At 65.2% G+C, this 18,354-nt stretch carries 13 protein-coding genes; 8 read left to right on the top strand and 5 right to left on the bottom strand.

Features of this window, described 5'->3' with window-relative positions; all coding sequences use genetic code 11:
- Nucleotides 1–31: 31 nt before the first annotated feature.
- The gene (gene prlC / locus KUV74_RS08795; RefSeq protein ID WP_045992231.1) at nucleotides 32–2,080 is read right to left on the bottom strand and encodes an oligopeptidase A; all 2,049 of its coding nucleotides are present in this window, start codon (nucleotides 2,078–2,080) and stop codon (nucleotides 32–34) included.
- Between the two features lie 111 nt (nucleotides 2,081–2,191).
- On the opposite strand from prlC, the gene KUV74_RS08790 reads away from it, so the two are divergent.
- From KUV74_RS08790 to KUV74_RS08780, 3 genes are all read left to right on the top strand, one after another.
- The gene (locus KUV74_RS08790) at nucleotides 2,192–3,532 is read left to right on the top strand and encodes a sodium-dependent transporter (RefSeq protein ID WP_045992230.1); all 1,341 of its coding nucleotides are present in this window, start codon (nucleotides 2,192–2,194) and stop codon (nucleotides 3,530–3,532) included.
- 41 nt (nucleotides 3,533–3,573) lie between these two features.
- A complete protein-coding gene (locus KUV74_RS08785) occupies nucleotides 3,574–4,158 on the top strand; it encodes a gamma carbonic anhydrase family protein (protein ID WP_222516150.1) in 585 nt (194 codons plus the stop codon).
- 672 nt (nucleotides 4,159–4,830) lie between these two features.
- Nucleotides 4,831–5,514 carry a metal-dependent hydrolase gene (locus KUV74_RS08780; protein WP_045992228.1) on the top strand — a complete coding sequence of 228 codons (684 nt, stop codon included), beginning with the start codon at nucleotides 4,831–4,833 and terminating at the stop codon, nucleotides 5,512–5,514.
- Here the strand turns inward: KUV74_RS08780 and KUV74_RS08775 are convergent.
- Genes KUV74_RS08775 through KUV74_RS08765 form a run of 3 tightly spaced genes read right to left on the bottom strand, consistent with a single transcriptional unit; the run spans nucleotide 5,478 to nucleotide 9,538 of the window.
- Nucleotides 5,478–6,866 (bottom strand): sigma-54-dependent transcriptional regulator, encoded by a 1,389-nt coding sequence (locus KUV74_RS08775; RefSeq protein ID WP_213227304.1) that lies wholly within the window; start codon nucleotides 6,864–6,866, stop codon nucleotides 5,478–5,480. The two genes, KUV74_RS08780 and KUV74_RS08775, sit on opposite strands and share 37 nt — an antisense overlap.
- Nucleotides 6,863–8,758 carry an ATP-binding protein gene (locus tag KUV74_RS08770; protein ID WP_222516149.1) on the bottom strand — a complete coding sequence of 632 codons (1,896 nt, stop codon included), beginning with the start codon at nucleotides 8,756–8,758 and terminating at the stop codon, nucleotides 6,863–6,865. The genes KUV74_RS08775 and KUV74_RS08770 overlap by 4 nt, the downstream gene beginning before the upstream one ends.
- Before the next feature lie 3 nt (nucleotides 8,759–8,761).
- Nucleotides 8,762–9,538: a GntR family transcriptional regulator gene (locus KUV74_RS08765; protein WP_045992225.1), complete on the bottom strand. Its 777-nt coding sequence runs from the start codon at nucleotides 9,536–9,538 to the stop codon at nucleotides 8,762–8,764.
- 428 nt (nucleotides 9,539–9,966) lie between these two features.
- Between KUV74_RS08765 and KUV74_RS08760 the strand changes: the two genes are divergently transcribed.
- From KUV74_RS08760 to KUV74_RS08740, 5 genes are all read left to right on the top strand, one after another.
- Nucleotides 9,967–10,722 carry a (Fe-S)-binding protein gene (locus KUV74_RS08760; protein ID WP_045992224.1) on the top strand — a complete coding sequence of 252 codons (756 nt, stop codon included), beginning with the start codon at nucleotides 9,967–9,969 and terminating at the stop codon, nucleotides 10,720–10,722.
- Nucleotides 10,719–12,149 (top strand): LutB/LldF family L-lactate oxidation iron-sulfur protein, encoded by a 1,431-nt coding sequence (locus KUV74_RS08755; protein WP_108449987.1) that lies wholly within the window; start codon nucleotides 10,719–10,721, stop codon nucleotides 12,147–12,149. Before KUV74_RS08760 ends, KUV74_RS08755 begins: the two co-directional genes overlap by 4 nt.
- A complete protein-coding gene (locus KUV74_RS08750; RefSeq protein WP_108449986.1) occupies nucleotides 12,146–12,802 on the top strand; it encodes a lactate utilization protein C in 657 nt (218 codons plus the stop codon). The genes KUV74_RS08755 and KUV74_RS08750 overlap by 4 nt, the downstream gene beginning before the upstream one ends.
- Before the next feature lie 141 nt (nucleotides 12,803–12,943).
- Nucleotides 12,944–15,007 (top strand): hypothetical protein, encoded by a 2,064-nt coding sequence (locus tag KUV74_RS08745; protein ID WP_222516148.1) that lies wholly within the window; start codon nucleotides 12,944–12,946, stop codon nucleotides 15,005–15,007.
- A gap of 85 nt (nucleotides 15,008–15,092) precedes the next feature.
- Nucleotides 15,093–18,008, top strand: a complete 2,916-nt coding sequence (locus tag KUV74_RS08740; protein WP_222516147.1) for an FAD-binding and (Fe-S)-binding domain-containing protein — start codon at nucleotides 15,093–15,095, stop codon at nucleotides 18,006–18,008.
- A 154-nt stretch (nucleotides 18,009–18,162) separates the two neighbouring features.
- Here KUV74_RS08740 and KUV74_RS08735 read toward each other — a convergent pair.
- The coding region (locus KUV74_RS08735) for a hypothetical protein (protein WP_222516146.1) at nucleotides 18,163–18,354 on the bottom strand (192 nt) is incomplete at its 5' end.

Below are 18,354 nucleotides of genomic sequence, written 5' to 3'. Positions count from 1 at the left end.
CTGGCGGCGGGGGCGTCGACGAGACGGATGGTCAGGCGGCGCGGATGCCGCTGTGGCGCAGCAGCGGTTCGATGCTCGGCTCGCGGCCGCGGAAGGCCTTGAACAGTTCGGCGGCATCCCTGGCACCGCCTTGCTCGAGGATCTCGCGGCGGAAGCGAGTGCCGGTCTCGGCGTCGAAGGTGCCGGCCTCCTCGAAGGCACTCCAGGCGTCGGCGGACAGCACCTCGGCCCACTTGTAGCTGTAGTAGCCCGCCGCATAGCCGCCGGCGAAGATGTGGCCGAAGCTGTTCTGGAAGCGGTTGAATTCGACTCGCGGTACCACCGAGACCTTGGCGCGGACATCGTCCAGCAGCGACTGGATGTCGGCGGCAGACGGCGCTGCTGGCTCCAGATGCAGGCGGAAGTCGAACAGCGACAGCTCGACCTGGCGCAGCATGCCCATGGCGGACTGGAAGTTCTTGGCCGCGGTGAGCTTGTCGAACAGCTCGTCGGGCAGCGGCTCGCCGGTGTCGACGTGGCCGGAGATCAGGTCCAGCCCTTCACGCTCCCAGCAGAAGTTCTCCATGAACTGGCTCGGCAGCTCCACCGCGTCCCAGGCCACCCCGTTGATGCCCGACACGTCGGCCACCTCCTGGCGGGTGAGCATATGGTGCAGGCCGTGGCCGAACTCGTGGAACAGGGTGGTGACCTCGTCGTGGGTCAACAGCGCCGGCTTGTCGCCCACCGGGCGGGTGAAGTTGCAGGTCAGGTAGGCCACCGGCAGCTGCAGCTCGACGCCGTGGCGGCGACGCACCCGGCACTCGTCCATCCAGGCGCCGCCGCGCTTGCCTTCACGGGCGTAGAGATCGAGATAGAAGCCAGCGATGGGCTGGCCGTTCTCGAGCACCCGGTAGAAGCTGACATCCTCGTGGTAGCTGGGGGCATCGGGGTCCTGCTCGACCTGCACGCCGTAGAGGCGCTCGACCACGCTGAACAGCCCGGCGACCGCCTTGGGCGCAGGGAAGTAGGGGCGCAGCTGCTCCTGGGAGATGGCGTAGCGGGCCTCGCGCAGTTTCTCGCTGGCGTAGCCCACATCCCAGGGGGCGAGTTCCTCGAGCCCCAGCTCGTCACGGGCAAAGGCCTCGAGCTCGCTGAATTCCTGTTGGCCCTGGGGCAGGGCCCGTCTGGCCAGGTCGTCGAGGAAGCCGATGACCTCGCTGGGGCTGTCGGCCATCTTGGTCGCCAGCGAGTAGTCGGCGTAGCTGGAGAAGCCCAGCAGCTCGGCCATCTCGCGGCGCAGCGCCAGGGTCTCTTCCATGATCGGGGCGTTGTCGTACTCGCCTGCGTTGGGGCCCTTCTCGGAGGCCCGGGTGACGAAGGCGGTGTAGACCTCACGGCGCAGTTCGCGGTCTTCGGCGTAGCTCAGCACCGGGAAGAAGCTGGGGAAGTCCAGGGTGATGCGATAGCCCTTGTTGCCCTTGGCCTCGGCGTTGGCCGCCAGGGTGTCCAGGGCGCTCTGGGGCAGGCCGGCCAGACGGCTGTCATCGTCGAGTTCCAGCGCCCAGGCCTGGGTCGCGTCAAGCAGCTGGTTGGAGAAGGTGCTCGACAGACTCGACAGGCGCGTGCGGATTTCCGCCGAGCGCTGTTTCTTGTCTGCCGGCAGGTCGACGCCGGCCAGGCGGAAGTCACGCAGGGCGTTGTCCACCGAGCGCTGGCGAGCCTCGTCGAGCTCGGCGAAGGCCGGGCTGTCCTTGAGCGCCTGCCAGGCGCGGAACAGGCCTTCGTGCTGGCCGATCCAGGTGCTGTAGGCGGAGAGCTTCTCGAGGCAGCCGTCGTGGGCCTCGCGCAGCTCCGGTGTGCTCATGGTCGAGTTGAGGTGCGATACCGGCGACCAGGCCTGGGCCAGGCGATCGCTCATCTCTTCCAGCGGCGCCGCCAGGCTGTCCCAGCTGGGGGTGTCGCGCTCGGCTTCGGCCACCAGCTTCTCGACGCCTTCGCGCAGCTCCTCGAGCAGTGCTTCCACCGCAGGGGCGACGTGCTCCGGGCGAATTTCGCCGAAGGGCGGCAGGGTGTGGCGTTCTAGCAGCGGATTGCGGGACATGGGCACCTCTCGGGAATTCGACAATGGTTCAGTAAATGCGGGCGACTGCCGGCGGTTTCAATGTGCTAGTCTTGCGGCCTTCGTTTTTCTCGATCTGGACACCGAAAGACCATGAACCAAACGCTGGAACGCTGGAGTTCGCGCCGCGCCTTTATCCTGGCCGTGACCGGGGCCGCCGTCGGTCTTGGCAATATCTGGCGCTTCCCCTACATCACCGGGGAGAACGGGGGCGCCGCCTTCCTGCTGCTCTATGTAGGCTTCGTGGTGGTGCTGGGCCTGCCGGTGATGATGGCAGAGATCATGATCGGCCGGGCCGGTCGGCGCAGCCCGATGCAGTCGCTCGCTGAGCTTGCGCGTCAGCGCGGCACCTCGAGCCACTGGAAGTGGCTGGGGCTGTTCGGCGCCTTTACGGTGTTCTGTATCCTGTCGTTTTACTCGGTGGTGTCCGGCTGGTCCATCGACTTTATGGTCAAGGCCTTCAGCGGAGGCTTCGCTGGCCAGAGCGCGCCGCAAATCGGCGCAGGCTTCGACGCCTTCCTGGCTGACCCGCTGCGGATGACGCTCAACCATACGCTGTTTCTGGTGATGACCATGGTGGTGGTCGCCGCCGGCGTGGCCAAGGGCTTGGAGCGCCTCAATAACCTGCTGATGCCGGCGCTCTACCTGCTGCTGATCGTGCTGGCCGGCCACGCCGTGACCATGGACGGCTTCGGTCCGGCCATGGCCTGGCTGTTCACCCCGGATTTCTCGGCGCTGACGCCGATGGTGCTGGTGCACGCCATGGGACATGCCTTCTTCACCCTGGCGGTGGGGGCCTGCGCGCTGATGGCCTACGGCGCCTATATGCCCGACCACCAGAGCCTGCCTGGCGCCGCCGGCGCGGTGGCGGTGCTTGATGTGCTGGTGGCGCTGCTGGCCGGTATTGCGATCTTCTCGGTGGTGTTCACCCAGGGCATGGATCCGGGGGAGGGTCCAGGACTGGTATTCGTGACCCTGCCGGTGGCCTTCGCCGAGCTGCCCGGTGGTCCCTTCTGGCTGGGACTTTTCTTCCTGCTGCTGCTGCTGGCGACTTGGACTTCATCGATCAACCTGGCCGAACCGATGGTCTCGACCCTGGTGGGCTGGGGGCTGTCGCGGCGCATGGCCGCCCTGGCGGTGGGCCTGTGCGTATGGCTGGTGGGGCTGTTGTGCGTGCTGTCGTTCTCGAGTCTGAGCGACGTCCACCTGATCGGGGAGATGAACTTCTTCGGCGTGGTCAGCACCATTCCGCCGGAGATCTTCCTGCCGCTAGGCGGTCTGTTGATCGCCATCTTTGCCGCCTGGGTGATGCCTGAGCAGGAAGCGCTGCGGGCGCTGGATGCGGGGCCCAATGGCTTTCGCGTGTGGCGCGCCGTGGTACGCTGGGTGTCGATTCCGCTGGTACTGGTGGTGCTGTTCAGCGGTCTGCTGTAGTGCCGCGACCGACCGGCGCACAACCTTCAGGAGAGACAGCGATGGCAGACAGGGTGGCAACGGAAGCGCACGATGGTACGCCGGGGTATCCGGTGATCCGTTCCTGGCAGGGTGTAAGCCCCAGGCTGGGCGCGCGGGTCTATATCGACCCCCAGTGCATGGTATTGGGTGACGTGGAGCTGGGCGACGACTGTTCGGTGTGGCCGATGGCGGTGATTCGCGGAGACATGCACCGGATTCGCATCGGCTCGCGCACCAGCGTGCAGGACGGCAGCGTGCTGCACATCACCCACGCCAGCGACTTCAATCAAGGCGGCTGGCCGCTGACCATCGGCGATGAAGTCACCATCGGCCACAAGGCGGTGCTGCATGGCTGCACCCTGGGCAACCGGATCCTGGTCGGCATGGGCGCCATCGTCATGGACGGGGCAGTGGTCGAGGACGAGGTGATCATCGCCGCCGGTGCGGTGGTGCCCCCCGGCAAGCGCCTGGAAAGCGGCCACGTCTACGCCGGCAACCCGGCCAAGGCGCTGCGCCCGCTGAAGGATTCTGAGCGCGCCTTCTTCCCCTACACCGCAGGCAACTACGTCAAGCTCAAGGATCAGTACCTGGCCTCGGCCGGATAGCCCCCGGACACAGTACCGTGTGAGTGACAGTGTTCAAATGGCCGCAACATTTTGGATGCAGCGTTCCGATCTAAAATGTTGCGTGTCATGCCGTTCCAACGCTCAAGAAATAGCTGCCGACCGAGTGCATGACAAAAATTGTCATCATTAGAAAAAAGCTAACCATCCTGTAAAGGAGGCTTTCTCGACAGCGACGAAATAATCCCAGCAGTGCAACGATAAAGCAGAGAATGGCGATTGTGCCAAATAAGTCGCTGTCAGCAAGAACGGCCAAATAGCCATCGACTCCAAAGTTTGTCACCGATCGAATTCCATAAAGTTCTGAATCCTGGATTCATAGAATAATTGCAGCACTTTGGACCACGAGGCAGAGGGCTCGTGCGCCAGTAAGTCGATGCGGAGGAGAAGCGAGGCGAATTCACCAGAGTGGAATGGCGTTTTGCCTACGCGGCGTCGCGAAGACTGGATCATGGGCACCGCTGCCGCTGCCGCTGCCGCTGCCGCTGCCGCTGCCGCTGCCGCTGCCGCTGCTCGTGAGGCTGAGGCTGTGAGTGCGGCAAGGTGCAAGATGCGAATTCCCCGCGTTTTACTCAACCGATTGTTTCTATTGAACTGCCGGGCGATAATCTGGTCATTTATCCAGTATATGCCTTTTCGAGGAGCCCGCCCGGCATGGCCAACTTCCGCACCCACCTCAGCGTGGCCGCCGCCGGCGGCGCGGTGCTGGCCCATGGCGGCTGGCAGGCGGGGCTGTGGTCGGCGCTCGACAGCCTGCCGATGCTGGCGCTGACGACCCTGGGCGGCATCCTCCCCGATATCGACTCCGACAGCTCCAAGGCGATCCGGCTGATCTTCAATCTGATGGCGGTGCCGGCGGTGGTGGCCGGCGCGGTGATGCTGCAGGAGCGGTTCTCCGACGGCACCTTGCTGCTGGTGTGCGGCGCCATCTATCTGGCGGTGCGCTATGTGGCCGGCGCGATCTTTGCCCGCTTCACCGTCCACCGGGGGCTTTGGCACTCGCTTCTGGCCGCGGCCATGTGCGGCCTGGCGACCGCGGCGCTCAGCCACCATCTGTTCGCACCACCGGACGCCATGGCCTGGGCCCACGGCGGCGCCCTGACCTTTGGCTTTGCCATCCATCTGTTGCTCGATGAGCTCTACAGCGTGGATCTGAACGGGGCGCGACTGAAACGTTCCTTCGGCACCGCCTTCAAACCGTTTGACTGGGGTGATCCCGGCAACTCTCTGGCGATGCTGTGCGTGACCCTGAGTCTGGCGCCCTGGCTGCCGTCCTGGGACGCGCTGCAGGGGCTGGTCGATCAGGGCGTGGCGCTGGTGTCGGGGCGCTGGCGATAGTCGTCGGGCTTGAGGGCGTGCTTCTTGAGCTTGTCGTAGAGGGTCTTGCGCGGGAGTCCCAGGTGCTCGCAGACCTCGTTGATACGGCCGTGGTGGCGGGCCAGCGACTGGCTGACCAGCTGTTTCTCGAACAGCTCCACCTGCTGGGGCAGCGGCAGCTCGCCACCGTCGCTGCCGACGCCTTCCATCAAGGCGTCGAGGCGGTAGTCGCAGGTGCTGCCGAGCAGCACGTAGCGCTCTGCCAGGTTGCGTAGTTCACGGGCGTTGCCGGGCCAGTCGTGGGCCAGCAGCGCGGTGACGCCGGCCGCGTCCAGCGGCGGCGCTTCCATGCCGCTGCGGCTGGCGGCCACCGCGGCGAAGTGGTGAAACAGCAGCGGGATGTCCTCGCGGCGCTCGCGCAGCGGCGGAATCATCAGGGTCACCACGTTGAGGCGGTAGTACAGGTCCTCGCGGAACTCGCCGGCCTCGGCGGCCGCTTTGAGGTCGATCTTGGTGGCGGCGATCACCCGAATGTCGAGTGTCACCGGGGTATTGCTGCCCAGGCGCTCGACCTGGCGCTCCTGCAGTACCCGCAGCAGCTTGACCTGCAGCGCCAGCGGCATGGACTCGATCTCGTCGAGGAAGACGGTGCCGCCGGCGGCATGCTCGAACTTGCCGATGCGCCGCTCCACCGCGCCGGTAAAGGCGCCTTTCTCGTGGCCGAACAGCTCGGATTCGATGGTGCTCTCGGGCACCGCGCCGCAGTTGATGGCGACGAAGGGCTTGCCGCCTCGGGCGCTGCGCTCGTGGATCGCGCGGGCCACCAGGTCCTTGCCGGCGCCGGTCTCGCCGAACAGCAGCACGTCGGCCTCGACCTGGCTGATGCGCTGGACCATCGACGACAGCCGCTTGATCGCCGGGGTGCGCCCTACCAGACGTGGGCCTGGCGCGGTCTGCTGGGCCTCGAGCTCGGCCTTGAGGAAGCGGTTTTCCAGGCTCAGTCGACGCTTCTCGACGCCTCGCCGCACGACCTCGCCCAGGCGTTCACCGGGAAACGGCTTCTCGAGAAAGTCCCAGGCGCCTTCCCGCATGGCCTCCACCGCTGTGGATACATCGCCATGACCGGTAATCAGTACCACCGGCAGGTCCGGGTCGCGCTGACGAATCTCTCTGAGCAGGCTCATGCCGTCCATGCCGGGCATGCGGATATCGCTGATCACCACCCCGCTGAAGTCCCGGTCCAGGGTGGCCAAGGCCTGTTCGGCGCTGGGAAAGGGCAGCGGTCGATAGCCTGCCAGTTCCAGCGTCTGGCCCAGGGTGACCCTCAGGTGCTCTTCATCGTCGATGATCATCACGGGGGCTTCGTCGGTCATGTGGCGTGGCTCTCATCGTGGGGCGGGAGGACGTGCTCGGCCTGGGGCAGCTCGATGGTAAAGCGTGCTCCGCCCAGAGGCGAGACACCGGCCTGCAGGCGGCCGCCGAGATCATCGATGATCCGTGCGGAGATGGACAGCCCGAGCCCCAGTCCGGCGCCGGGGGCCTTGGTGGTGTAGAAGGGCTCGAACACCTGGCGGCGCTGGTCCTCGGGGACGCCGGGGCCGTTGTCGTCGACCCATAGCCTGACGCGGCCATCGGCGGCGGCCACGCCCAGTATCAGGCGTGGTGACGGCGTCTGTGCCATGGCCTGAAGGGCATTGCCGATCAGGTTGACCAGCACCTGCTCGAGTCTGACCAGGTCGGCCAGTACCCAGGGCGCTTCCTCCGGGGTGTCGAACACCACCTCGACCTGTTGCTCGCCGAGGCGTGCCTTGAACAGGCGCAGGGCGTAGTCGAGGCAGGCGCGGGTCGACACCGGGCTTGGCGGCTCACCGCTCTTGCGCGAGAACTGGCGTAGCTGGGCGCTGATCTCGGCCATGCGGCCGGTGAGTTCGATGATCTCGCCGAGGTTGGCGTCGACGGTGTCGTGGCGCTGTCGGGCGAGAAAGCCCCGGGCGTTCTCGGCGTAGGCGCGGATGGCCGCCAGTGGCTGATTGAGCTCGTGGTTGATGCCGGCGGCGAGCTGGCCGAGCACCGCCAGTTTGGCGGCCTGGGTCAGCTCGTCACGGGTCTGGCGCAGAGTCGCCTCGGTGCGTCGGCGCTCCTCGATTTCGTCGGATAGCCGGCGATTGGTGGCGAGCAGGTCGCGGGTCCGGCTGGCCACGTTGCGCTCGAGTTCGTCGCGGGCTTGCGCCAGGGTGGTGCGCTCACGCTCGGCGAAGGCTTCGCGCTCCCGGCGCAGTCGGTGGCGCTGCCAGCCGATGCCTCCGGCCAGCGCCAGCAGGCCGTATAGACCACCCCCCATCAGCATCGCCTGCCACTGGGCCTCGATCACCGGGGCCATGGGCTTGAGGATATGCATCTGCCAGCCCAGGGTGGGAAAGTCCCGAGTGACGCCAAGGTAGTGCCCGGACGCCAGCGGGCCGCTGTCGAAGCCCACCAGTCTGGCGTCGTTGGCGAGGTGATCGACGACCTCGAGGCCGCTCGGCTTCAGCGCTTCATCGGCGTAGCGCCGCGAGTCGCGCAGCTCGGCCAGGCGCGGTGGCGCCAGCGGGGTGAGAGAGGTCAGGCGCAGCTCGGGTTGGCTGGCCATGAACACGATACCGTTCTGGTCCACCACCAGCAGGCTGGTCCCCGGACTCTGCCAGCTCGCCTCCAGCGTATCGACGCGGACCTTGACCACCATGACCCCGGCCGGGGTGGCGTCGGGATTGACCTCGTCGAGCCAGACCGGTGCCGAGAAGTAGTAGCCGCGATCCATCGATACCACGCCGAGGCCGTGGAAGCGGCCGTAGTGCCCGGCGATGGCGTCCTGGTAGTAGGGGCGAAAACGATAGTTCTGGCCGATGAAGTTGTCGGGGCGGTGCCAGTTGCTGGCCGCCAGGGTGGTGCCCTCGGCGTCGAGCAGGTAGATGTCGGAGACGCCGGTGGTACTGCGGAAACGGTTGAGCAGTCGGTTAAGCGGCATCACGTCCTGGCCGTCCGGGGCGCTCAGGTATCGCTTGACGGTTTCCCGGGTGGCGAGCAGCTCCGGCAGGTATTCGTGGCGTGACAGGTAACCGGTCAGGCCGGTGGCGGAAAGCCTGAGTTCGGTATCGGCATCACGCTTGAGCGAGGCCAGCGCCTGCTCACGGGCCAGGGTGGCGCTCTGCCACAGCACCAGGGCGAGACCCAGCGCCAGCGCCAGCGCCAGGGTGCGGCGATTCAGCCAGCGTGACCAGCGTCGCATCGACTAACGCGACCGGCGCGGCGGCATGACCTGGGCACGCCGCAGCGCTCGCTGCGAGCGGGTCTCGGCGCGCTCCATCTCGAGCAGACCCTCTTCGACGTAGACCAGGTGTTCGTGGGCCAGCGCCTGGGCGTCTTCGGCGCGCCCCTCGAGGATGGCGTCGAGCAGTGCCCGGTGCTGCTGCATCAGGCGGGGGCGTGCCTCCGGCTTCTCGAACAGATGGGCGAGATTGTCGACGATGCTGCGTTCCAGCAGGTGGAAGATGCCGCGAATGGTGTGCAGCAGAAGGACGTTGTGGGCGGACTCGGCGATCGCCAGGTGGAAGGCGGCGTCGGCCTTGGCCTCACCCTGGGGATCCTCGCCGAGAAAGGACGTCTCGAGCTCTTCGAAGCGCTGAATCAACAGCGCCCTGTCGGTGGGTGTCGAGCGCAGCGCCGCATAGTAGGCTGACAGGCCTTCCATGGCGTCACGGAATTCGAGCAGGTCCAGGTGGAACTCGCCGTGGCGAGACAGCATCTCCAGCAGCGGGTCGCTGTAGCCGCTGTTGAGGGCCTCGGTGATATAGGTGCCACCGCCCTGGCGGCTGACCAGCAGGCCGCGGGCGGCCAGTTTCTGGATCGCTTCGCGCAACGACGGGCGCGAGACGCCGAAGCGCTCGGCCAGTTCGCGTTCGGGGGGCAGGCGCTGGCCGGGGGTCAGGCTGCCTTCCAGAATCAGCGCCTCGAGGCGCTCGGTGATCACATCGGCCAGGCGAGGCTGGCGCACGGGCTGGTAGGCCATGGCGGTTTATCATCGACGTGGGAACGAGGCCGCCAGTGTAACGACAACTAATTGGTATTACCAATAAACGAGGTTGTCCTGTTGCCTGTCCTGATCCTCGTTCTTCCCAGATTATCAACCTGTTACGTTCACGGCCGTCGAGACATAGACCAAAGTATAGCGCAAAGTCCGAGCAAAAATCGGCGTCTGGTTTGACACTCTGGAAGAGCGAACCTACTGTGCCTAGATTCGGCGTTGTCAATTGGTTTTACCAATTTACTCCAACTCTATCCCTGGCGGTCGTTGGCAAGACCGATGATGCTCCGGGGGCCTCGGTTCCGGCGGTCCAGACGAGGCGTGCAGCGGTAGCCTGCTCGCCTCTGTTGTGCCGCTATTGATACCGGGAACAACGACAACGTCCTGCCGTGCCTGACCCTGAGGACCCCGCGATGACCGCCGTCAAGCTTTATCCCCCTCGCCCCGACAAGGTCTACCTGTTCGGAACCTGTCTGATCGACATGCTCTATCCCGAGGCTGGCCTCGATGCCGTTCGACTGCTCGAGCGTGAAGGGATCGAGGTGATCTTCCCCGACGACCAGACCTGCTGCGGCCAGCCCGCCTACACCTCTGGCTACCACACCGAGGCCAGGGCGGTGGCCAGGGCCCAGCTCGACCTGTTCCCCGAGCCCTGGCCGATCATCGTGCCGTCCGGCTCCTGTGGCGGCATGATGCGCACCCACTATCCCTCGCTGTTTGCCGGCACCCCCGAGGAGGCAAGGGCCAGGGAGGTCGCCGATCGGGTGTTCGAACTGACCGAATTCCTGGTGCACGTCTGCCACCTGACGCTTGAGGATCGAGGCGCGCCGGAGAAGGTCGCCATGCATACCTCGTGCAGCGCCCGTCGCGAAATGGGACTCGCCGAGACCGGCCCCGCGCTGCTGGCCAAGCTCGGCCAGGTCGAGCTGGTGGAGCAGGAGCGGGCCAGCGAATGCTGTGGATTCGGCGGGACCTTTGCGGTGCGCCATCCGGAGGTGTCCGGGGCCATGGTCGAAGACAAGAGCCGTGCCATCGAAGCCGCCGGCGCCGAGCGCTTCGTGACCTCCGACTGTGGCTGTCTGATGAACATCGCCGGGCGTCTGGCCCACCGCGACAGCACGCTCGAAGGCGAGCACATCGCTTCCTATCTGTGGCGGAGGACCTCATGAGCCAGCCTGTACAGACCTTTACTCCCCAGGCGTTCCATCGCCAGGCCCACGAGGCGCTGGAGAATCCGCAGATCCGTGCCAACTTCCGCAAGGCGATGGACGGCCTGATGGGCAAGCGGCGCAAGGCCTTCGACGACTGGGACCTGGAGACCCTGCGTGAGCTGGGGGCCAATATCCGGCTACGTGCGCTGTCGAAGCTGCCCGACCTGCTGGAGCAGCTCGAGGCCAACTGCGAGGCCAATGGCATCCGCGTGCACTGGGCGGAGAATGGCGAGCAGGCCTGCGAGCTGATCACCGAGATCTGTCAGCGTCATGGCGCGTCCTCGGTGATCAAGGGCAAGTCCATGGTGTCCGAGGAAATGCACCTGAACGCCCACCTGGAGAAGGCGGGTATCGATGCCCTGGAGTCGGATCTGGGCGAGTATCTGGTGCAGCTCAACGAGCAGACGCCGTCTCATATCATCATGCCGGCGATTCACCTCAATACCGGTGAAATCTCCGATATCATGCACGAGCGCACTGGCACCGAGCGCACCACCGACGTGGACGCGATGACCGCAGCGGCCAGGGCCCAGCTGCGCGAGCGCTTCATGACGGCGGATGTCGGGGTATCCGGGGTCAATTTCGCGGTGGCCGAGACCGGTACCCTGTGCCTGGTGGAGAACGAAGGCAACGGGCGCCTGACCACCACCGCGCCGCCGGTGCACATCGCCGTGACCGGCATCGAGAAGGTGGTCGAGCACCTGGCCGACGTGCCGCCGCTCTACGCCCTGCTGACGCGCTCTGCCACCGGCCAGCACGTGACTACCTACTTCAACATGATCAGTTCTCCACGCAAGGCCGACGAACATGACGGCCCCGAAGAGGTGCATCTGGTGCTGGTCGACAGCGGTCGCTCGCGGGTCTACCAGGACGATGAACTGCTCGACACCCTGCGCTGCATCCGTTGCGGCGCCTGCATGAACCACTGCCCGGTGTACACCCGGGTCGGCGGTCACACCTACGGCACCACCTACCCGGGGCCGATCGGCGCCATCCTGATGCCGCACCTGATGGGGCTTGAAGCGACCAAGGATCTACCGTCGGCGTCGAGCCTGTGCGGCGCCTGCGGTGAGGTGTGCCCGGTCAAGATACCGATTCCGGACCTGCTGGTGCGTCTGCGGCGTGAGGCCGTGGGCGACGGCGTCGGCAATGTGCCCGGTGCCGGGGTCAAGCGCTCGCGCAAGGAGGTCGCCGCGTGGAAGAGCTGGCAGTGGCTGGCTACCCATCCCGGAGCCTGGCGAGGCGCTACCCTGGTCGCCGGCAGCTTCCGTGCGCTGGCGCCGTCCCACCTGGGGCCCTGGACGCAGTACCGCAGCGCCCCGAAGCCGGCCAAGACGTCACTTCACACGCTGATCAAGCGTCATCGCAAGGAGAAGGGCGAATGAGTGCCAGAGACAACATTCTGGGTCGCCTGCGCGATCGCCAGGGCGGACCGCTGTCGGCCCCCGACAGTGACTTCGGCGTGGTCACCGGGCGCCAGTGGTCGCGCCACGAACGACTCGAGCGCTTCGAGCACTGGATCTCCTCGGTGCATGGCGAGGTGATTCACTGTGACTCTGCCGGCTGGACCGAGACCCTCGCCAGGGTGCTGGCGGACAAAGGCGTCAAGCGCCTGGCGCTGGGCCGGGAGCATCCGGTAGCGCAGCAGGCCCGTGAGGCCCTGGCGGATCATGAGGTCGAGCTGGTCGACGCCGACCGTGACATCGAGGGCTGGAAGCGTGAGCTGTTCGACGGCGTCGAGGCTGGCCTTACGTCCACCCGTGGCGCCATCGCCGAGACCGGCAGTCTGTGGCTGTGGCCGACCCCGGATGAACCGCGTCTGCTGAGCCTGGTGCCGCCTTTGCATATCGCCGTGCTCGATGCCGATAGCGTCGAGGACACCTTCTTCGATGTCGTCACTGGGCAAGGCTGGGCGAGCGCCATGCCGACCAATGCGCTGCTGATCTCGGGGCCGAGCAAGACCTCGGATATCGAGCAGACGCTGGCCTACGGCGTACACGGTCCAAGAGAACTGGTGGTCATCCTGCGCGACGCCTGATTCACCGTGCTCGCGTGCGACACCTGCGACATCGGAGTGGTTTGCGTCCTGACGCGCGTCATGCAAGTTGGCTATAGTGTGCGTTCCCGACGATGTTCTGTTGTCGGCGCAGGAAGCGAAATTCAACTGATGGAGGCAGGCATGTCCAAGCAGCAGTGTCCGGGGTCGAAACGCCCACTTTGCAAGGCCATTTCCCCGTTGCTGGTGATCAGCGGGGTGTCCATGGCGGTCTTGCTGAGCGGATGCCAGGACGACGGCGGTAGCCAGGGCGGGCGGTTTGTCGAGGCGCCGGATGTTGCGCTGGGCGAAGCGATTGAGGGCGAATTGACCTCGCAAAGCGGGATCAACCTCAAGGATGGCTCGCGTCACGACCGTCGCTGGGTCTGCGGCGAGGCCGAATCTGGTGTGCTGTACCGGCTCGATTCACCCTTTGCCGCCAGCCTCTCGGTGTATTCCGAAGACGGCAAGTGGCAGGGAGGTGCGAGCAGCACCCAGGAGGCGCCGGCATCGCTGTTGCTGTCTTCCGCCGAGGGGTGCTCGCTGGTGGTCGTCAGCAGCGACGACATGGCAGGCTTTGGCCCCTACTCGCTGAAGCCGAGTGAGGCCCAGGCATCCGAGACGCTGGGCGACGATCAGGACGTCGTCGGGGCGCTGGGAGGCGAGGCGGCGAGCTACAGCTTCTCGCTCGAGCAGGCTCGCCAGGTCTCTCTGGTGCTGGCCGGTGCGTCTGACGCATCGCTGGTGCTCAGTGGCAATGGTGTCGAGCATAAGGCCGCGCGCTGCGGTGATGACCAGCAGACTCTGAAGACCTTCCTCGATCCTGGTGACTATGAGGTGCGTGTGACGCCAGGTCAGCCGGTCAAGGAACGCGTGGACGTGGAATGCCAGGATGACTTCGTCAGCGTCGGTGACGGCTATCGTCTGTCGATGCAGCAAGCCGATCTTTCCAGCGGCGAGCGTAATGCCGGACCGCTGCGCGCCGGTGACAGCATCACCGGTACCCTGGCCGACGCCTCCTCCAGCAACACCTACAGCCTCAAGATCGACGAGCCCACCAGCGTCAATCTGGCGCTCGCCTCCAGCGATTTCGACACCGTGCTGCGGGTACGCGGCGGCCAGACCAATATCGAGGTCGATGATTCGGACAGCGGTACCGACTCTCATCTCGACAGCGTGCTGATGCCGGGCGACTACCGGGTGGTGGTCAGCGGCTACGGGGGCGAGTCCGGCGGCTATTCGCTGGAGCTTTCGACCTCTCCCTTCGATGGCGAATTGAAGAACGAAGGGGCCATCGAGCCAGGTGAGTCTGTGCAGGGCATGGCCGGCGGGTTTCAACCTAACGCCTACACCCTGGACATCGAGCAGCCCTCCGAGGTGACGATTGCACTGTCTTCCTCTGCCTTCGACACCCAGCTCTATCTCGAGGGCAACGGTGTGTCGCTCAGCGACGATGACGGCGGCGGTGGTACCAATTCGCGGCTGAGCGAGGTGCTCGAGCCCGGCAGCTATCGCATCGAGGTGGCGAGCTACTCGGGTGTCGCTTCCGGCATGTTCCGACTGGAGACCGACGTCACTGCCTTCGATGGCGAAATGCGCAACAGCGGTGAGCTGCAGCAGGGAGAGACGGTGCGCGGCATGGTGGGGGCCAGCGGTGTCAATCAATACAGCTTCACCCTGGAAGATGCCGCAGAGGTGACCCTGGAGATGAACTCCAGCGCCTTCGACGCCATGCTTGGCCTGCGCGGCGAAGGAATCGACACCAGCGATGACGATGGTGGCTCGGGTACCAATTCGCGCATCAGCGCGATCCTCGAGGCTGGTACCTACAGTGTCGATGCGCGAAGCTTCAGTGGCTCCGGCACCTACTCGCTGAGCCTGTCGCAGACGCCCTTCAGCGGCGAACTGCGCTCCGAGGGTGAGATTCACACCGGCGAGACCCTTTACGGTCAGCTCGATGCCAGCGGCAGGCTCAACTACCAGCTGGTGGTCGAAGAGGCTGGCGTCATCAGCATCGAGACTCAGTCCGACGCCGTGGATACGCTGTTGGAGCTCGAGGGTGAGGGTGTCTTCTTCCAGGACGATGACGGTGGCAGTACCCAACTCGGGTCGCTGATCGAAACCCGTCTGGAGCCAGGTGTCTATGACGTTACCGTCAGCGGCTATGGCGGGGGCGGCGGCATCGTCCAGATCGACGTCAGGGGCTAACCCCTAGCGCCAAACGCCACTCTTCGGAGTGGCGTTTTAGTATCTGAACGGCTGCAATAGCGAATAATCAGACAGGGAGCGCACCATGACGGCCATCACCACCACCAAGCCCAGCATTTCCATCGACGAGTTGACGGCGATGCTGACCGAACGCCTGCCCACCGAGCGATTGGTCCAGGATCCGCTGCGCCGGCTGGCCTACGGTACCGATGCCAGCTTCTATCGGCTGGTGCCAAGCCTGGTGGTAAGGCCGGAGACCGAACAGGAGCTTGTCGAAGTCATTGGCGCCTGCCGCGAGGGCAACTGGCCGATGACCTTCCGCGCCGCAGGTACCTCGCTGTCCGGTCAGGCCATCACCGATGGGGTGCTGATCCAGCTGGGGCGCGGCTGGCGCGATGCCAGGGTGCTTGATGACGGTGCCAGAATTGACCTGCAGCCCGGTGTCATCGGGGCCAGGGCCAACGAGCTGCTGGCGCCCTTTGGGCGCAAGATCGGGCCGGACCCGGCGTCCATCGCCAGTTGCATGATCGGCGGCATCGCCGCCAACAATGCATCGGGCATGTGCTGTGGCACCGCCCAGAATACTTATCGGACCCTGGACAGCCTGCGCATGGTGCTGCTCGATGGCACGGTACTGGATACCGCCGATGCCGACAGCGTGGCAGCCTTTCGTCAAAGCCATGCGGCCCTGCTCGATGGGCTGGAGCGACTGTCGACCAATGTGCGCACCGATCTCGAGCTGGCCAAGCGCATTCGCCACAAGTATCGCCTGAAAAACACCACCGGCTACGCTCTCAACAGTCTGGTGGATTTCCGTGACGGTGTGGATATCCTGGCCCACCTGATGATCGGCTCCGAGGGCACTCTGGGCTGTATCACGCGGATTACCTATCAGTCGGTGCCGGAGCCGCCACGCAAGGCCGCCGCCCTGATCTTCTTCCCGGATCTCGGCAGCGCCTGCCGTGCCACCATCGCCTTGCGTGGCACCGGCGTGGCGGCGGTGGAGCTGATGGATCGTGCGGGGCTGCGTTCGGTGGAGCGGCAGCCGGGCATGCCGGAGCAGCTGCGTGAGCTACCGGACGGCGCCACGGCATTGCTGGTGGATGTCCGCGAGGAGGATGGGCCTCGGCTGGAGGCGCGTATCGAGGAGGTCGGCCAGGCGCTGGAAGGCATCACCACCCTCGAGCCCATCGCCTTCACCGAAGACCCGGTCAGCTACGCGCTCTACTGGAAGGTACGCAAGGGACTGTTCCCCGCCGTCGGTGCTGTGCGTGATCTCGGAACTACCGTGGTGATCGAGGACGTGGCCTTTCCCATCGAACGGCTGGAGGAGGGTGTCGCCGCCCTGACCGAGGCGTTCAAGCGCCATGGCTACGACGACGCCCTGCTGTTTGGTCACGCCCTGGAAGGCAATCTGCACTTCGTCTTCCCTCAGGGCTTTGAGCGTCCGGGGGAGAAGGAGCGCTACCAGGCGCTGATGGCCGACGTGGCCCAGTTGGTAGCCGTGGACTTCGGTGGCTCGCTCAAGGCCGAGCACGGCACCGGCCGCAACATGGCACCCTTTGTGGAGCTGGAGTGGGGCGAAGAGGCCTATGCTCTGATGTGGCAGATCAAGGCGTTGTTCGATCCGGGCCATCTGCTCAACCCCGATGTGATGCTGACGCGCAACCCGACGCTGCACCTCGAAAATCTGAAGCCATTGCCCGAGGCCGACCCTATCGTCGATCGCTGCATCGAGTGTGGCTTCTGCGAAGCCGTGTGTCCTTCACGCGAGCTGACGCTGACGCCTCGCCAGCGCATCGTGCTGACCCGCGAGCGAGCTCGCCTGGCAGCCCTGGATGAGTTGAGCGATGAAGAGCGAGAGCGTCGCGATGCCTTCGAGCAGAGTGCGCTTTACGATATCGATGTCACCTGCGCCGCCGATGGCATGTGCGGGACGCGCTGCCCGGTCGGTATCAATACCGGCGAGATGGTGCTCGCCATGCGCCAGGAACGTCATGTCGGCAAGCAGGAATTGGCAAGGCGAATCGGGCGTCACTTCTCCGGGGCTACCAAGATTGCCCGGGGCGGCCTGCGTGCGGCCAGCCTGGGGCGTGGGATCATCGGCGACGCTTTGATGGCCCGAGCCAGTCAGGGTGTTCACAAGGCCAGCGGCAAGCGTGTCCCACAGTGGATACCGGCGATACCCGCCGCCGCCCCGATTCGGGTGCTCAAGTCGTCGCGGCCATCGGCGGGCGCATCGTCCACCGAGGGGCCGCGCGATTCGGTGGTGTACTTCCCTTCCTGCGCCACTCGGGTGTTTGGCGCCGACAAGCGGGACGACTCGGCGCGTGCGGTGATGGAGATCGTACTGAGTCTGCTCGACAGAGCCGGGTATGACGTCATCATTCCCGAAATGCCAGGCCACCTGTGTTGCGGGATGGCGTTTTCCTCCAAGGGGATGGATAACGAGGCGACGCACAAGGCGCGCGAACTCAACCGGGAGTTGCTGGTCGCGAGCCAGAACGGTCGTTTCCCGGTGCTGTTCGATACCAGTCCTTGCAGCTTGCAGGTCGAGGGGCATCTGGATGAGCGCTTGAAGGTGCAGGAGCCGGTGGCCTTCGCCCATGACCACCTGTTGCCGCGCCTGGAGGTGACGCCGCTGGACTGCAAGGTGGCGGTGCACGTGACCTGCTCCAGCCATCGCAAGGGGCTGACCGACTCCTTCGTGGAGCTGGCGCGTGCGTGTGCTAGGGAGGTGGTGGTGCCGGATGGTATCAGTTGCTGCGGATTTGCCGGCGACAAGGGCTTGCGCGTACCGGAACTGACGGCTTCATCGCTGCGCGATCTGTCGGGGCAGGTGGCGGGCTGTGACTTTGGTGTCTCCAATTCGAGAACCTGCGAGATGGGCATGACCCAGCACTCCGGTCTTACCTATCACTCCATACTGGAGTTGCTGGACCGCGCGAGTCAGCCGACTGCTCAAGGGGGCGTATCGGAAGAGCGCACCGTCTCGCTGTAAGGCCCTGCTCCAGGTCGCGACTGAAGCCTGAACCGCTGTCGATGACGCCCCGAAGACAGCTCGATGAACTTTTTTGCATAAGGGTATTGCCAAGGGCGGAGGGGATGCGTAAAGTACGCATCCGCTGCCGGCGACGAGCAAACGTCACAGGCGGTTAAGGGTGGTAAAAGTGATTGTTTTGAAAAGGCTTTTTCAAGTCTTCGAAAAATTCTCCACTTGACGGGCAGCGAGAAATCGGTAAAATGCTCGCCACTCGATCGGAGTCGCCAGGACGGCATCGCAGGATGCGCGTCAGGCTCGCTTCGCTTTCTCTTGGGTCCTGCAGGCATTGCTTGCACGGCGAAAA

Source organism: Halomonas sp. DP1Y21-3, assembly GCF_019801245.1.
GTDB classification, from domain to species: Bacteria; Pseudomonadota; Gammaproteobacteria; order Pseudomonadales; family Halomonadaceae; genus Halomonas; species Halomonas litopenaei.
Note: the sequence above shows the minus strand (reverse complement) of the source record. Positions and strands in the feature narration are given on the sequence as shown.

Bases quoted from the DNA above. Each gene is read 5' to 3' on its own strand.
- KUV74_RS08770 (WP_222516149.1), bottom strand. From the start codon at position 8,758: ATGCGACGCTGGTCACGCTGGCTGAATCGCCGCACCCTGGCGCTGGCG.
- KUV74_RS08785 (WP_222516150.1), top strand. From the start codon at position 3,574: ATGGCAGACAGGGTGGCAACGGAAGCGCACGATGGTACGCCGGGGTAT.
- KUV74_RS08755 (WP_108449987.1), top strand. From the start codon at position 10,719: ATGAGCCAGCCTGTACAGACCTTTACTCCCCAGGCGTTCCATCGCCAG.
- KUV74_RS08750 (WP_108449986.1), top strand. From the start codon at position 12,146: ATGAGTGCCAGAGACAACATTCTGGGTCGCCTGCGCGATCGCCAGGGC.
- KUV74_RS08790 (WP_045992230.1), top strand. From the start codon at position 2,192: ATGAACCAAACGCTGGAACGCTGGAGTTCGCGCCGCGCCTTTATCCTG.
- KUV74_RS08740 (WP_222516147.1), top strand. From the start codon at position 15,093: ATGACGGCCATCACCACCACCAAGCCCAGCATTTCCATCGACGAGTTG.
- prlC (WP_045992231.1), bottom strand. From the start codon at position 2,080: ATGTCCCGCAATCCGCTGCTAGAACGCCACACCCTGCCGCCCTTCGGC.
- KUV74_RS08760 (WP_045992224.1), top strand. From the start codon at position 9,967: ATGACCGCCGTCAAGCTTTATCCCCCTCGCCCCGACAAGGTCTACCTG.
- KUV74_RS08775 (WP_213227304.1), bottom strand. From the start codon at position 6,866: ATGACCGACGAAGCCCCCGTGATGATCATCGACGATGAAGAGCACCTG.
- KUV74_RS08745 (WP_222516148.1), top strand. From the start codon at position 12,944: ATGTCCAAGCAGCAGTGTCCGGGGTCGAAACGCCCACTTTGCAAGGCC.
- KUV74_RS08765 (WP_045992225.1), bottom strand. From the start codon at position 9,538: ATGGCCTACCAGCCCGTGCGCCAGCCTCGCCTGGCCGATGTGATCACC.
- KUV74_RS08780 (WP_045992228.1), top strand. From the start codon at position 4,831: ATGGCCAACTTCCGCACCCACCTCAGCGTGGCCGCCGCCGGCGGCGCG.